Raw genomic sequence first — 14310 nt, 5'->3', positions numbered from 1 at the left:
TCTCTGCGTCCTCTGCGTGAAACAGCCGTTCAAGGGGTCAGAACAGCGCCATCTGCGGGGGCAGGCGCAGGGCCTTCATGCGGGTGACGTCGATGGGGGGCGTGGGCCGGTCCTGGCGCGCCACGTCGAGCATCCCGGAAAAGCGCCGCCTGGCCAGCGCCTGGCCGACCACTTCCCTGGCCAGCGACGGCTCGTTGGCGTTCTCGCTCAGGTGCGCCAGGACCACGGCGCAGAGGCCGTCGTGGAACAGCTCCGTCACCAGCTCGCCGGCGGCGCGATTGGAAAGGTGCCCGTGGCTTCCGCCGATGCGCGCCTTGACTGACCAGGGATAGGGGCTTTCGCGCAGCAGGATCTCGTCGTGGTTGCTTTCCAGCACCAGCACGTCGCAGCACCGCAGGGCGTGCCGCACCCCCGCCGTCGCGCGCCCCAGGTCGGTGGCGATCCCCAGCTTTTCGCCCGTCCCCGCCTCCGTCACCGTCACGGCGACGGGATCGATGGCGTCGTGCACCGTCAGGAACGGCGTCACCACCAGTCCGCCGATCTCCACGGGCGACGCGCTCTCGTACGTCCGTACCTCTTCGCTGCCGTCCAGCAGCTGGCGGCAGGCGTTGCGGGTGAGCTCCGTCAGGTACAGCGGCACGTTCCACCGCCGCGCCGCCACGCCCATCCCGCGGGTGTGGTCGCCGTGGTCGTGGGTCACCAGCAGGGCGGTCAGCGAGGCGGGGTCCACCTCCACCTCCGCCAGCCGGCGCTCCAGGTCGCGCCCGCTGAACCCGGCGTCCACCAGCAGGCGGGTGTCGCCGGATTCCACCAGGATCGCGTTTCCGCGGCTGCCGCTGCCCAGGATGGTGACGTTCAAAACGAAGTGCGTGAGTGCGGGAGTGCGGGAGTGCGGGAGTGCGGGAGTGAACTGCGGAACGACGGACGCTCTCCCCTGCTCCAATGTAATCGAAGTGGGGGAGAGCGTCTAACCCTGTTCGGGCCCGGCGGATCGGCGCGTCAGCCTTCGCCGCCGCGGGCCAGGTTCCAGGCGCGGTGAAGGGCTTCGGCGTAGCTGTCGGCCATCTGCACCTTGCGGCGCGCCATGGCCCGCTTCGCCACCTCCAGGAACTTGTCGGCCCGGTACGCCGTCAGCTCGTCGCCGGTGCCCCAGCTGAACGGGGGAACGTACTTGGGCGGCATGGCGGCCCCGTACAGGTTGCTTCCCGCGCCCACGACGGTGCCCGTGTTCAGCAGCAGGCCGATCCCCGTCTTTACGTGGTCGCCCAGGAAGCAGCCCAGCTTGATCTCGCCCGTGTCCCGCTCGCCCTCCGGCGTCCACAGGCGCACGCTGCCGTAGTTGTTCTTCAGGTCGCTGTTCGTCGTCTCCGCGCCCAGGTTCACCCAGGCGCCCAGGTACGCGTGGCCGATGTGGCCGTCGTGCGCCTTGTTCACGAAGTCCAGGCACACGCTCTCGGCGAACTCGCCCCGGATGCGGCACCCCTGCCCGATGGTCACCTGCTCCAGAGGCCCGCCCAGCACGGTGCTGTTGCGCCCGACGTACGCCGGGCCGGCCAGCCGGGTGAACGCGCGCACGGTCACCCCGTCGTCCAGCCAGACGGGCCCGGAGGATAGGTCCAGCACCACCCCCGGCTCGATGCGCACCCCCTCCCCCAGCACCAGCGCGTGCTCGCCGAGGCGGTGCGCGCCCGCGGGGAGGTCGACCGCGGGAGGTTCGGGGAAAAGCGACTGGATGTCGATCGTCAGCTGGTCGCCGTTGCCCGACATCAGCTCCCACACGGGGCCGATCATTCGTCCCGCTAGCTCCACGGCGCCCGTGCGGTCCAGCATGGTGGGCGGCGCGTCGAAGAAGCGGGCGTCGGGGCCGGGGGTGCCGTCCGGCGCGAACCAGCCTGCCACCTCGCCGTTCACCAGGATGGGCCCTGCCCCGCCGCGCCGGGCCTTCCACACCTCGCCGCTCCCCCACGCCGGCACCGCGCGGGCGGAAAGGAACAAGCGGTCGCCCTCCGCCGGCGCGTCCGCGTAGGCAAGCACCGGAGGAGCATCGCCCTCCGCGAAGCCGGCCAGGTGATCCGCCGCCAGGTGCGCCGCGCACCGCGCCCCGAACACCCGCTCGGCGCGGCGGCGCATGGACAGGGCGCCGAACGCCAGCTCGCCGCCCGGCCGGGTGAGCGCGAACGGCTGCCACCCGCGGGAAATCGCGTCGTCGAAGAGGATCAGGGAAAGCATGGAGGAGCGAGTGCGTGAGTGCGTGAGTGCGTTAGTGCGTTAGTGCGTGAGTCCGGGCGCGCGCCTCTGCATCTTTTGAGCTAGGCTAGGCGAGTTCGAAACCGCGCCCAAACGACGAGTGCGGCAGTGCGCACCCAGGCCCACTACCGCACTCACGCACTCCCGCACTCACGCACTGCAGTTCAGTCCAGCTTCCGCAGCGCCTCCGGCAGCCGCTCCAGCATCGACTTCAGCTCCGGCAGCCGGTCGCGCTGGGCCACGAAGGCCACCCCCTCGGTGCGGACGACCACCACGTCGGTCAACCCGAAGGCCACCACGGGCCCGGCGTCCGCGTACAGGATGCACCCGCTGCTGTCCACCGCGTGGGCCTCGCCCAGGAGGACGTTGCCCGCCTCGTCGGGGGTGCGCGTGCGCGCCACCGCGTCCCACGCCCCCACGTCGTCCCAGGCGAAGGTCGCACGCACCACGCCCACCCGGTCGGAGCGCTCCAGCAGCGCCTCGTCGATGGAGATGGTGGGCACCCGGGCGAAGAACTCGACCGTGGCATCGGGGCCGCCCCGGCGCAGGAGCGGGACGAGCCCGGCGAACTCGGGCGCGTGCCGGTCCAGCTCGTCCAGCAGGTCCGCGCAGCGCCATACGAACAGGCCCGTGTTCCACAGGTAGGTGCCCGCCGCCAGGTACGCCTCCGCCGTTTCGCGGTTGGGCTTTTCGACGAACTCGGCCACCGCGTTCCCCGGCTCCGGGTGCGCGTCGCCGTCCAGCGCGGAGAGCGGCGCGCCCAGGTGGATGTAGCCGTACCCGGTCTCGGCCCGCGTGGGCGGAACGCCGATGGTGAACAGGCGGCGGTGGCCGGCCGCCAGCTCCGCCGCACGGGCGATCAGGGCGCGGAACGCCTCCGGGGGATGGATGACGTGGTCGGCATGGAGCGACACCATCACCGCGTCGGGGTCCATCCGCTCCAGCTCGGCGGCGGCCCAGGCCAGCACCGGCGCCGTTCCCGCCGCGCGCGGCTCCAGCAGCAGGTTGCCGGCGTCGAACTCGGGCAGGGCCGAAAGCAGCGGCTCCGCCAGGTGCGGGCCGGTGAGGATGCGCAGCCGCTCGGGCGGGACCAGGGGGGTGATGCGGTCTACCGTATCGCGGATCAGCGGCTGGTCCGAGGCCAGCGGAAGCAGCTGCTTGGGCCGGCGCGGGGTGCTGACCGGCCAGAAGCGCGAGCCCACGCCCCCGGCCAGGATCACCGTCCACAGGTGAGGCCCGCCGGCCGTCATTCGTCGTCCTCCCCGGCGGGCGGGCCGCCGAACAGCTCGTCCACCCGGGCCAGCAGCTTCTTGGGGCTGAAGGGCTTGGTGAAGAAGTCCGTCGCCCCCAGCTCCAGCGCCTGCCTGCGGTCGGCGTCCTGGCCCTTGGCGGTGAGGATGATGATGGGCGTGTCGCGCCGGTGCGGCAGCTGGCGCGCCTCGGCCAGCACCTCCAGCCCGGTGGCGTACGGCATCATGATGTCCAGCAGCACCACGTCGATGGGCTCGGGGCCCTGCAGCTCGTCGAGCGCCGCGCGCCCGTCGGCCACCAGGGTCACCTCGTACGGCCCCTGCTCCAGCTTCATCTGGATGATGCGGCCGATGTGGGGCTCGTCGTCGGCCACGAGCACGCGGCGCGGCCCGCCGTCGGGAGTTTCGGTCATGGGGTCGGGCGGTGCGAAGGGAACCGGCTGGGCGCGGACGGGGTTGTATCGCTCACACCAGCGCGGCCAGCTCGTCGCGGCGGTCGGCAAGCTCGCGCAGCAGCGGGGCGAAGCCCACGCCCTCGCCCAGCAGCACGGCCAGCAGCACCTCGGGCGAAAGCGTGGCCACCAGCGCCACGCCGCGCTCCAGCCGGGCCGCCACCACGGACGCGGGGCCCGCGCCGGCGGCGCGTCCCAGCTGCGACGCGGCGCTGGCCACGCCCGGCACCATGGCCGACACCGTCTCGGCATCGAGGGGTCCCTCGCCCTGGTGCGCGATCAGCAGGCCGTCGTGGCCCAGCACCAGCACGTGCTGCACCCCCGGGTGGCCGCGAAGCGAGGAAAGGGCCGTCTCGAGCTGGGGCATTTCGCGCGCTCTCCGCCGTGGTGAAAAGGGCCGGTGGAACGCGAGCAACGTACCGGCGGGCGCGGCCCCGCGTCAACCCTGGAAAACCGGGCGGCCACCTTGACGCGCGCTCCCGCCGTCCCCTATGGTTACCCGCGCGCCCGCCCTCGTGGCGGCGCTGTTTTTTTCACGCGTCCACCCGCGCAGCGCGCGCGGGCCGGGCCGCTCCTGGAGGGATCCGGCGGTGCGACTTTCGCTCCTTGCTCTTGTGCTCGTTCTTCCGCTCGCCGGCGCGCTCAGCGCCTGCGAAGGCAACTCGTTCTTCGGTGAGCCGCGGCTCCGCACCGACACGGTTTCGCTTGCCGCGCCCACCAGCGCCACCACCTTCGCCACGGCCATCGACCTGGTCCCCGGGGTGCCGGGGAGCCCGCTGGAAAGCTTCCCGGAAACCCCCGCCGACGCCGACCGCTTCGACTTCACGGTCCGCAAGGTGGGAGCGCAGCTGGTGCTGCGCCCGTTCGTGCCCCTGGGCGGCGGCAGCGGCGCCGAGATCGGCCTCTCCACCCGCGACTTCGACGCCCTTCGCACGGCGCCCCGCGGCGGCGCCGACTACGGCGAAGAAGCCGTGCCGCTGGTGCTGAACACCACCTACATCATGCGCTCGCGCCCCTGGGGCAACGGCCTGCAGCGCTGCCAGACGTACGCCAAGGCCAAGGTGACGGCGCTCGACGCGGCGGCGCAGACGGTGAGGCTGGCGGTGGTGCTCAACGAAAACTGCGACGACGAGCGCCTCGCCGACTGATGATCGACGTTCGGCTGATCCGGCAGGACCCCGACGCCGTACGCCAGCGGCTGGCGGCGCGCGGCAAGGGCGGCGAAACCAGCGCGGCCATCGAGCGAGTGCTGGCCCTCGACGCCGAGCGGCGCGCGCTGATTGGCGAGGGCGACGAGCTCAAGGCCCGCCGCAACGCCGTCAGCCAGCAGGTGGGCGAGCGCCGGCGCAGGGGCGAGAGCGCCGACGACCTGATCGCCGAAACCCGCACGGCCGGCGACCGCATCCGTGAAATCGACGCCCGGCTGCGCGAGGTGGAGGGCGCCGTCGAGCACGAGCTGCTGCGCATCCCCAACCTGGTGGACCCGTCCGTTCCCGAGGGCGGCGAAGAGGCGAACGTGGTCGTCCGCACCTGGGGCGAGCCGCGCGCGTTCGGCTTCGCCCCGCGGCCGCACTGGGAGATCGGCGCCGAGCTGGGGCTGATGGACCTGGCGGGCGGCGCGAAGGTGGCGGGAAGCGGCTTTCCCGCGTACCGGGGGATGGGGGCGCGGCTGCAGCGCGCGCTGATCAACTTCTTTCTGGACCTGCACACCCGCGAGCACGGCTACACCGAGGTGGAGCCGCCCTTCCTGGTGACGCGCGAGTCCATGCAGGGCACGGGGCAGTACCCCAAGTTCGTGGAAGACGGCGACGCCTACGAGCTGCCGGAGGACGGGCTTTACCTGGTGCCCACCAGCGAGGTGCCGCTGGTGAACCTGCTGCGCGACGAGCTGCTCGACGCCGGCCGCCTGCCCACGCGCTTCACCGCCTACTCGCCCTGCTTCCGGCGCGAGGCGGGGGCGGCGGGCAAGGACACGCGCGGGCTGCTGCGGCTTCACCAGTTCGACAAGGTGGAGCTGGTGCGCTTCGAGCGGCCGGAGCACTCGTGGGAGGCGCTGGAAGAGATGACGGGGCACGCCGAGCGGGTGCTTCAGCTGCTGGGGCTTCCGTACCGCGTGCTGCTGCTGGCCGGCGGCGACACGGGCTTCGGCTCGGCCAAGACGTACGACCTGGAGGTGTGGGCGCCGGGCGTCGACCGCTGGCTGGAAGTGTCGAGCGCCAGCAACATGACCGACTTCCAGGCGCGCCGCGCCAGCATCCGCTACCGCCCCGAGCCCGGCGCCCGGCCCGAGTTCGTCCACACGCTGAACGCGTCGGGGCTGGCGCTGCCGCGCACGGTGATCGCCCTGCTGGAGAACGGGCAGCAGGAGGACGGGTCGGTCATCGTTCCCGAGCCGCTGCGCCCGTACCTGGGGACGGACCGGCTGGTTCGCCCCTGACCGCGGCCGGGCGCGCCCCGCCGGGCGCGCCGGACCCCATCCACCGCTCCTTCATGCGGACCCCCGCCCCGCCGCGCCGCGGATGAACCGGCGCCACTGGCCCACCGCGCTCGCGGTGCTGGCCGCGGCCATCCTGGCCTGGTACCTGGTGTACAGCCAGGCGCTCGTGCGCGAGATGCGCAAGGACGCCCAGGTGCACTCGCGCATGGTGGTGCGGGTGTTCCACGGCCTGACGGACCCAGAGGCCGAGCCGGTGGGCACCCTGCTGGCCCTGTCGGGAGAGATCCAGCGCCTGCGCGTGCCCATCGTGTACGCCGACCAGGACGGCGTTCCCGCGTACTGGGTGAACCTTCCGTTCGAGGCCATCCCGGGTGATACCGCCGACATGATCCGGGTGATGGACTACTCCGCGCGGCTCGCCTCGCGCAACCCGCCACTGACGGAGGAGGGGCTGGGCACCATCTACTTCGGCGATCCGCCCACGGTGGAGCGGCTGCGGTGGATTCCCCTGCTGCAGGTGGGCGCGCTGGTGGGGCTGCTGGGCGCACTGGCCTCCCTGATCCGCCACAACCAGCGCACCGAGCGCGAGCGCATCTGGGCGGCGATGGCCCGCGAGTCGGCGCACCAGATGGCCACGCCGCTGTCGTCGCTGGCGGGATGGGTGGAGATCCTTCGCCTCCCGGACGAGGAGCGCGAGCCCATGGCCACCCTTCCCGCGGTGGCCGGCGAGATGGAAGCCGACCTGGACCGGCTGGAGAAGGTGGCGCGGCGCTTCGAGTGGATCGGCCGGCCGGTGCAGAAGGACCCGGTGGACGTGCGGACCCTCCTGCGGGTGCTGGAGCGCTACATCCGCGTGCGGCTGCCGCAGTTGGGGCGCGGGGTAGACCTGGAGGTGGACGTGCCCGAGGGGACGCCGCCGGTGCTGGGCAACGCCATCCTGCTGGAGTGGGCGCTTGAAAACCTGGTGAAGAACGCGCTCGACGCGCTGGCGGGTTCCGGCGGGCGCATCTGCATCGAGGCGCAGGCGCACGGCGAGCGGCGGGTGGAGATCCGCGTGATCGACGACGGACCGGGTGTCTCTCCGGCGGTCCGCAGCACGCTCTTCGACCCGGGCGTTTCGACCAAGAAGGGGGGGTGGGGCGTGGGCCTTTCGCTCGCGCGCCGGATCGTGGAAGACGTGCACCACGGCCGCCTGCGCCTGGAGCCGTCGGACCGGGGGGCGCGCTTCGCGATGATCCTGCCCGCCGCCCCGCGCGAAAAGGATGCGGCGGACGACCAGCTGGTGCCCAAGCGCTTCGCGCGGAAGGCGGCGTCCTGAGTTCAGCCCTCGGGCTGGGCTCGGGCGGATGAATCCGCGGCAACGACGGCCCGAAGTCCGCCTTCGCGGACTGCATCCGAGGGTATGGTGCGCTTGGCCGACGCCATCGCATGCGGAAGCCGCTGGGCCGGGCTTCCGCATCTCGTTTTCTGTTACCGTCCTGACCGCAGTCACCGATGACGTTTGACCTGTCGCACCTGAACCCCGAGCAGCGCGAGGCGGCCTCCCACTTCGAGGGGCCGCTGCTGGTGCTGGCCGGCGCCGGATCGGGCAAGACCCGCGTGCTCACCACCCGCATCGCCTGGCTGGTGGAGGAGATGGGGGTGGACCCGGCCGCCATCCTGGCGCTGACCTTCACCAACAAGGCCGCGGGGGAGATGCGCGAGCGGGTGAGGGCCAGCCTGGGCAAGGACCTCGCGGGGATGTGGATCGGCACCTTCCACTCCGTGGGCGTGCGCATCCTGCGCCGCGACGGCACCCGGTTGGGGTGGAGCCCCGGCTTCACCGTGTACGACGCGGACGACGCCGACGGGCTGGTGAAGCGCATCCTTCGCGACCAGCTGCAGTTGGACATCAAGAAGTTCTCGCCCCGCGCGGTGCACGGGGCCATCTCGGCCGCCAAGAACGAGCTGATGGGCCCGGAGGCGTACGGGCACGGCGCCAGCGATCCGTTCGAGCGCGTGGTGGCCGACGTGTTTCCGCGCTACCAGAAGGCGCTCAAGGACGCCAACGCCTTCGACTTCGACGACCTGCTGGTGAAGCCGGTGGAATTGTTCCGGCAGAGCCCGCCCGTGCTGGAGCGCTACCAACGGCGTTTTCCGTTCATCCTGGTGGACGAGTACCAGGACACCAACCGCGCGCAGTACGTGTTCCTGCGCCTGCTGGCCGGGGAGCAGCACAACCTGTTCGTGGTGGGCGACGACGACCAGTCCATCTACGGCTGGCGCGGGGCCGACATCCGCAACATCCTGGACTTCGAAAAGGACTTCCCCGCCGCGCGAATGGTAAGGCTGGAGCAGAACTATCGCTCCACCAGCACCATCCTGGACGCCGCCAACCGCGTGATCTCGCAGAACGTGCATCGCAAGGGGAAGACGCTGCGCACCGACGCCGGCGCGGGCGAGCGCATCACCCTGGTCGAATGCGCCGACGAGGCCGACGAGGCGCGCTGGGTGGCGGAGGAGATCCGAGTGCGGATGGCCGACAACCCGTCGCTGGCGCTGAAGAACTTCGTCGTCCTGTATCGGACGAACGCCCAGTCGCGCGCCATGGAAGAGGGGCTGCGGCGCGAGGGGATGGCGTACCGGGTGATCGGCGGAACCCGCTTCTACGAACGCCGCGAGGTGAAGGACGCGCTGGCCTACCTGCGGCTCGTCGCCAACCCCGCCGCGGACGAGGCATTTCTGCGCGTCGTCAACGTTCCCCGGCGGGGGATCGGCGATGCGTCGGTGGCGCGGCTGGCGGAGCACGCGACGGCGCGGGGGCTGCCCCTGCTGCGCGCGGCCGAGGAAGCGGCCTCGGTGGATGGAATCCGCGGCGTGGCGGCCCGGGCGCTGCCGGAGATGGCCGCGCTGATCCGCAAGTATGCCGCGCTCGCCGGGCGCGAGGGCATCGGGCTCGACGGGCTGCTGCGGGAGCTGGTGATCGAGGCGGGGCTGGTGGAGGCGCTCAAGGCCGAGGGGCCCGAGGGCAAGGACCGCCTGATGAACCTGGACGAGCTGATCGCGGGGGCGGCCGACGTGCAGCGGCGGCTGCAGGACGAAGATCCCGAGCTGATGATGGAGCTGGAAGAGGTGGGCGAAACCTCACCGCGCGCCGTCGACCTGTTCCTGGGCCATGTAGCGCTTGTCGCGGACGTGGACCAGCACGACCCGCACGCCGACGCGGTGTCGATGATGACGCTTCACAACGCCAAGGGGCTGGAGTTTCCCCTGGTCTTCATCACCGGCCTGGAGGACGGCTTGTTCCCCCTGGTGCGCGCCATGGACGAGCCCGCCGACATGGAAGAGGAGCGGCGGCTGTTCTACGTCGGGGTGACGCGCGCCGAGCGCAAGCTGTACCTGTCGCACGCGCGGCGGCGGCGGCGGGGGGCCACGTACATGGACTGCGTGGCGTCGCAGTTCCTGGAGTCGGTGCCCAAGGAGCTGACGGAGACGCGCCGCACGCCGCGCATCCTGGAGCGCACGTCCAGCTATCCGCAGCCGTGGAAGCAGTTCGGCGACTTCGGGCGTCCGGGCACCCGCCGCGAGCGGCTGTACGGCTCCGCACCCGCCGCGCCCGCGTACGACGGCGACCCCAGCTACCAGGTGGACTACTCCGATTCGCAGGACTCGCCCTCGCTGCGCAAGGGCTCGCGCGTGCGGCACGCCACGTTCGGCGTGGGAACGGTGATGGAGCTGTCGGGCTACGCCGAGAACGTAAAGGCGACGATCGAATTCGACGACGTGGGCCGCAAGAGCATCCTGCTCAAGTACGCGAACCTGCAGCCCGAGTGGGAGTAGGCCGCGCCGGCTCTGCGACTCTGGAGCTCGATGGCTGACATTCAAAGAGTTTCACGCAGAGGACGCAGAGATGACGGAGAGGACGCAGAGAACTGCACCAGGTGCGGGGTTCCCTCTGCGTCCTCTCTGTTTCCTCTGCGTCCTCTGCGTGATCCAAAGGCAGTAAACGACAGGCCTCACGCAGAGCCGCGGAGACGCAGGGAGAGGATTTCGAGGACGCGAGCTGCCGTGGTTGAACCGTCCGGCGCGGGCGGGTTATATTGCCGCATGTCCACCAGTGCCATCGACCTGCTCAAGAGCGGCACCGTGCCGCTGTACCTGGCCCCGCAGGCGGGAGTCAGCGAATCGCCCTTCCGCCGGCTGTGCCGGTCGTACGGGGCCGACGTCGTCGTGTCGGAGTTCGTGTCGGCCGAGGGCATCCGGCGCCACGACCGGCGCACCCACTCATACCTGCGCTTTCACGACGACGAGCGGCCCATCGGCATCCAGATCTTCGGCGCCGAGCCGGAGGCCATGGCCCAGGCCGCGCGTCTCGTGGAAGAGGTGTACGAGCCCGACTTCCTGGACATCAACTTCGGCTGCCCGGTAAAGAAGGTGGTCAACCGCAACGGCGGCTCGGGGTGCCTCCGCGACCTGGAGCTGGTGCGCGACATCATCCGGGCGGTGAAGGCGGCCATCTCCATCCCCACGACGGTCAAGATCCGCAGCGGCTTCACCGAGCAGACGCGCAACCCGGTGGAGATCGCCCTGCGCTGCCAGGACGCCGGCGCCGAGGTGCTGACGCTGCACGCCCGCACCCGTACGCAGATGTACAGCGGAACGGCCAACTGGGACGAGATCGCCGCCGTCAAGCAGGCGCTCGACATCCCGGTGATCGGCAACGGCGACGTGTTCACGGGCGAGGCGGCGGCGCGGATGCGCGAGCACACCGGCTGCGACGGCATCATGATCGCCCGGGGCTCGCACGGGGCGCCGTGGCTGTTCGCGCAGGCCCGCGCGGCGCTGGAGGGGCGGCCCATTCCCGCCGACCCCGAGGCGGCCGAGCGGTTCCGCATCGTCATCGAGCATGCGCGGCTGGCCATCGCCTGGGAAGCGGACGAGGAAAAGGCGATGATCGAGTTCCGCAAGCACCTGGGCTGGTATACCAAGGGGCTCCCCAACGGGCGCTACCTGCGCCAGGAGCTGTTTGAGGTGCGGCGGCTGGACGAGGCCGAGCGGCTGCTGGAAGGCTACCTGGCGCAGGTGGAGCAGGGGGCGGCGGCGTGACCCCCGAATCTCTGCGCGCGCTGCTGGGCGAGGTGGCCAGCGGCGCGTCGTCCATCGCCGACGCCGAGCGGCGGCTGGCCTGGGCGCCGGTGGAAGACCTGGACTTCGCGCGGGTGGACCACCACCGCGCCCTGCGCCATGGCTTTCCCGAGGTCGTCTTCGGGCAGGGGAAGACGCCGGACCAGGTCGTCGCCCTCGCCGTTCGCATCGCGGAGCGCGGGGAGGGGTTCCTGGCCACGCGCCTGGCGCCCGAGGCGCGCGAACCGCTGCGGTCCGCGCTTCCCGCCATCGAGCTGAACGAGCTGGGGCGGACGGCGTACCTGGCGCCCGCGCAGCCGGTGGAGCGGCGGACGCGCGGCACCGTGCTGGTCGTCACCGCCGGCACCAGCGACCTGCCCGTCGCGGAGGAGGCGGCGGTGACGGCGCGCGCCTACGGCAACCCGGTGGAGCGGCTGACGGACGTGGGAGTGGCCGGCATCCACCGCATCCTCAGCGCGCGCGACACGCTGTCGTCCGCCGCCGTGGTCATCGTGATCGCCGGGATGGAGGGCGCGCTCCCCTCCGTGGTGGGCGGCCTGGTTTCCGTCCCCGTGATCGCCGTGCCGACCAGCGTGGGCTACGGCGCCTCGTTCGGCGGCCTCTCGGCGCTGCTGGGGATGCTGAACTCCTGCGCCTCGGGCGTCACCGTGGTGAACATCGACAACGGGTTCGGCGCGGCGGCCGCCGCGTCGCGCATCAACCTGCTTCCGCCCGCCTGACGATTTCCACGTCGATCCGCGTTCCCCATCCGCTTCCGCTCGCCGTCTCGGCGCTGGCGTACGCCGCCGCGCTCGGGCTCGCGGCGCGGCTGCCGTGGTGGGGCGCGGGACTGTTCGTCATCCTCCTCCTGGCCCTGGCCGTGTGGGCGTTCCGCGTTCGCGGCAAGGACGCCGGGGCCGCCGCGGCGCTCTGGCCCCCCGTCCACCTGCTGATCGCCGCCACCGGACACCTGGCATCGCCCCTGGCGCCGCTCGCGGCGGGATGGGTGGTGCTGTTCGGCCGGCGCGCGCCCAAGTGGGCGGCGCCCGCGGCGGGCGTTGTGGCGGCGCTGGCGATCGGTGCGGACTGGATGGATGGGACGGCGCCGGTATGGACGGCGGCGGCGGGATGGGTGCTGCTGATGGCGCTGGCGGCTGGACTGGCGGCCTGGGTGGCGCACGGGCCGGGGGCGAAGCGGATGGGGAGCGCGGTGGTCCCGGAGCCGGAGGCGGCGCCCCGGCGGGATGGCGAGGCGACGGACGCGGAGGCGGTGGAGAACGCCTTGGCGGTGATCCTTCGCGCCACGGACGCGCACGAGGCGGCGCTGTGGCGGGCCGACGGGGTGGACGACCAGCGCACGGCCGCGGTGCTGGTGCGCGCCGCGGCGCCCGAGGTGCCCGCGGCCGAGTCGCCCGTGGCGCTGGCCGGGCACCCCTTCGCGTGGGCCATCGACGAGCGGCTTCCGCAGCGCATCCAGCGGGGCAAGCGCGACCTGCCGTCGCCCTGGGCGGCGGAGATGCTGCTGCTGCCGGTGGAGGTGGAGGCACGGGTGATGGTGCTCGCCCTGGCGTACCCCGGCCAGGTGCCGCCCGGGGCCGAGGCCGCGGCGGTGCGCGGAGGCCAGCACCTGGGCACGCTGCTGGGGCTGCTGAAGTCGCGCGCCGCCGTGCGCCGCGCCGACGCGGGGATGCGGGCGATGGCGGATGCCGTGCGCACCCTTCCCGGCGAGCTGGAACTGGACAAGTTCGCCGCGCAGCTTGCCGCCGCTGTGCGCCAGGGCACCGGGGCCGCGGGCGCGGCGGTCGCCCTGGTGACGGACGACGCGGGGCGCGGCAAGGTGCTCCACGCGTCCGGCGAGCCCATGCCCATGGGCGCCGAGGCGTTCGGCGAGGGCGAGTCGCGGCTGTCGCTGGCGGTGAAGCACGGCGTAGACCTGAACTACGTGGACCTGCGACGCGAGCGCGACCGGCTGCCCCTGCTGGCCCCGGGCGAGAAGTGGGAGCAGGCGCCGCGCTCGGCCGCGGTGCTGCCGCTGATGGTGGATGGGCGGGCGATCGGCGTGGTAGCGGCGTGGCACCCGGAGCCGGGGCGCTTCGGCGAGCGGGAGCGGGAGATCCTTCACCTGCTGTGCTCGGTGGCGCCCATGCCCATGCGCAGCGCCCGCCGCTTCGAGGCGCTGGACCAGCGCGCATCCACCGACCCGCTGACGGGGCTGCCCAACCGGAGCGCCTTCGACCAGCGGCTGGCGGCGCTTTCCAGCTACTTCGACCGCTACGCGCGCCCGTTCGCGCTTGTGACGCTGGACGTGGACTTCTTCAAGAAGTTCAACGACACCTGGGGCCACGAGGCGGGCGACCGCGTGCTGCAGCACGTGTCGGAGCTGCTGAAGAGCACCGTGCGCGACGTGGACCTGCCCGCGCGGCTGGGCGGCGAGGAGTTCGCGGTTCTGCTTCCCGAGACCACGCTGCGCCAGGCCATGGACGCGGCCGAGCGCATCCGGCGCACGCTGGAATCGCGCACGGTCAACTGGCAGGGCCGGCCGCTCTCGGTGACGGCCTCCGTCGGCGTCTCGGCCTGCCCTGACTGCACCGCCACCCCTTCCGAGCTCCTGGGCCTGGCCGACGCGGCGTTGTACCGGGCCAAGGAGTCGGGCCGCAACCGCGTGGCCGCCGCCCCCAAGCTGGAAGCCGCTGGACGCGCGTAACCTCACTGATCAAAACAGTTTCACGCAGAGGTCGCAGAGGGAAAAGAGAGGACGCAGAGAACTGATAGAAGTCTCTGCGTCCTCTCTGTCTTCTCTGCGTCCTCTGCGTGAAACTGT

General features: G+C 72.1%; 13 protein-coding genes. 7 read left to right on the top strand and 6 right to left on the bottom strand.

Features of this window, described 5'->3' with window-relative positions:
- Positions 1–37 precede the first annotated feature (37 nt).
- The 5 genes from VGB24_RS04025 to VGB24_RS04005 form a co-directional block, all read right to left on the bottom strand.
- Complete coding sequence (locus VGB24_RS04025; RefSeq protein WP_331071673.1) at positions 38–859, bottom strand: MBL fold metallo-hydrolase; 822 nt, start codon at positions 857–859, stop codon at positions 38–40.
- Positions 860–999: 140 nt separating this feature from the next.
- Complete coding sequence (locus tag VGB24_RS04020) at positions 1000–2229, bottom strand: putative sugar nucleotidyl transferase (RefSeq protein ID WP_331071672.1); 1230 nt, start codon at positions 2227–2229, stop codon at positions 1000–1002.
- 182 nt (positions 2230–2411) lie between these two features.
- Positions 2412–3497 carry a mannose-1-phosphate guanylyltransferase gene (locus VGB24_RS04015; protein WP_331071671.1) on the bottom strand — a complete coding sequence of 362 codons (1086 nt, stop codon included), beginning with the start codon at positions 3495–3497 and terminating at the stop codon, positions 2412–2414.
- Positions 3494–3910: a response regulator gene (locus VGB24_RS04010; RefSeq protein WP_331024115.1), complete on the bottom strand. Its 417-nt coding sequence runs from the start codon at positions 3908–3910 to the stop codon at positions 3494–3496. Before VGB24_RS04010 ends, VGB24_RS04015 begins: the two co-directional genes overlap by 4 nt.
- Positions 3911–3962: 52 nt before the next feature.
- Positions 3963–4316, bottom strand: coding sequence for a roadblock/LC7 domain-containing protein (locus tag VGB24_RS04005; RefSeq protein WP_331024114.1), 354 nt, complete (start codon positions 4314–4316; stop codon positions 3963–3965).
- Between the two features lie 223 nt (positions 4317–4539).
- On the opposite strand from VGB24_RS04005, the gene VGB24_RS04000 reads away from it, so the two are divergent.
- The 6 genes from VGB24_RS04000 to larB all read left to right on the top strand — a co-directional run bounded on the left by VGB24_RS04000 (position 4540) and on the right by larB (position 12229).
- On the top strand, positions 4540–5097 hold the full coding sequence (locus tag VGB24_RS04000; protein WP_331071670.1) for a hypothetical protein: 558 nt from the start codon (positions 4540–4542) through the stop codon (positions 5095–5097).
- Positions 5097–6386: a serine--tRNA ligase gene (serS, locus tag VGB24_RS03995; protein ID WP_331071669.1), complete on the top strand. Its 1290-nt coding sequence runs from the start codon at positions 5097–5099 to the stop codon at positions 6384–6386. Before VGB24_RS04000 ends, serS begins: the two co-directional genes overlap by 1 nt.
- 82 nt (positions 6387–6468) lie before the next feature.
- Positions 6469–7704: a HAMP domain-containing sensor histidine kinase gene (locus VGB24_RS03990; protein ID WP_331071668.1), complete on the top strand. Its 1236-nt coding sequence runs from the start codon at positions 6469–6471 to the stop codon at positions 7702–7704.
- 176 nt (positions 7705–7880) lie between these two features.
- On the top strand, positions 7881–10205 hold the full coding sequence (locus VGB24_RS03985) for an ATP-dependent helicase (protein ID WP_331071667.1): 2325 nt from the start codon (positions 7881–7883) through the stop codon (positions 10203–10205).
- A gap of 267 nt (positions 10206–10472) precedes the next feature.
- On the top strand, positions 10473–11471 hold the full coding sequence (gene dusB / locus VGB24_RS03980) for a tRNA dihydrouridine synthase DusB (protein ID WP_331071666.1): 999 nt from the start codon (positions 10473–10475) through the stop codon (positions 11469–11471).
- Positions 11468–12229, top strand: a complete 762-nt coding sequence (larB, locus tag VGB24_RS03975; protein ID WP_331071665.1) for a nickel pincer cofactor biosynthesis protein LarB — start codon at positions 11468–11470, stop codon at positions 12227–12229. The genes dusB and larB overlap by 4 nt, the downstream gene beginning before the upstream one ends.
- On the opposite strand, the gene VGB24_RS03970 is transcribed toward larB, so the two are convergent.
- Positions 12207–12350, bottom strand: a complete 144-nt coding sequence (locus tag VGB24_RS03970; RefSeq protein ID WP_331071664.1) for a hypothetical protein — start codon at positions 12348–12350, stop codon at positions 12207–12209. The two genes, larB and VGB24_RS03970, sit on opposite strands and share 23 nt — an antisense overlap.
- Positions 12351–12369: 19 nt before the next feature.
- Here VGB24_RS03970 and VGB24_RS03965 point away from each other — a divergent pair, with 19 nt between their 5' ends.
- Complete coding sequence (locus VGB24_RS03965; protein ID WP_331071663.1) at positions 12370–14193, top strand: sensor domain-containing diguanylate cyclase; 1824 nt, start codon at positions 12370–12372, stop codon at positions 14191–14193.
- Positions 14194–14310: the final 117 nt, after the last annotated feature.

The sequence above is a fragment of the Longimicrobium sp. genome, from assembly GCF_036399935.1.
GTDB lineage: Bacteria > Gemmatimonadota > Gemmatimonadetes > Longimicrobiales > Longimicrobiaceae > Longimicrobium.
Note: the sequence above shows the minus strand (reverse complement) of the source record. Positions and strands in the feature narration are given on the sequence as shown.

Excerpts from the sequence above, each read along its gene's own strand:
- VGB24_RS04005 (WP_331024114.1), bottom strand. The coding sequence starts at position 4,316 with ATGCCCCAGCTCGAGACGGCCCTTTCCTCGCTTCGCGGCCACCCGGGG.
- VGB24_RS04010 (WP_331024115.1), bottom strand. The coding sequence starts at position 3,910 with ATGACCGAAACTCCCGACGGCGGGCCGCGCCGCGTGCTCGTGGCCGAC.
- VGB24_RS04015 (WP_331071671.1), bottom strand. The coding sequence starts at position 3,497 with ATGACGGCCGGCGGGCCTCACCTGTGGACGGTGATCCTGGCCGGGGGC.
- dusB (WP_331071666.1), top strand. The coding sequence starts at position 10,473 with ATGTCCACCAGTGCCATCGACCTGCTCAAGAGCGGCACCGTGCCGCTG.
- serS (WP_331071669.1), top strand. The coding sequence starts at position 5,097 with ATGATCGACGTTCGGCTGATCCGGCAGGACCCCGACGCCGTACGCCAG.
- VGB24_RS04020 (WP_331071672.1), bottom strand. The coding sequence starts at position 2,229 with ATGCTTTCCCTGATCCTCTTCGACGACGCGATTTCCCGCGGGTGGCAG.
- VGB24_RS03990 (WP_331071668.1), top strand. The coding sequence starts at position 6,469 with ATGAACCGGCGCCACTGGCCCACCGCGCTCGCGGTGCTGGCCGCGGCC.
- VGB24_RS03970 (WP_331071664.1), bottom strand. The coding sequence starts at position 12,350 with ATGACGAACAGTCCCGCGCCCCACCACGGCAGCCGCGCCGCGAGCCCG.
- VGB24_RS03985 (WP_331071667.1), top strand. The coding sequence starts at position 7,881 with ATGACGTTTGACCTGTCGCACCTGAACCCCGAGCAGCGCGAGGCGGCC.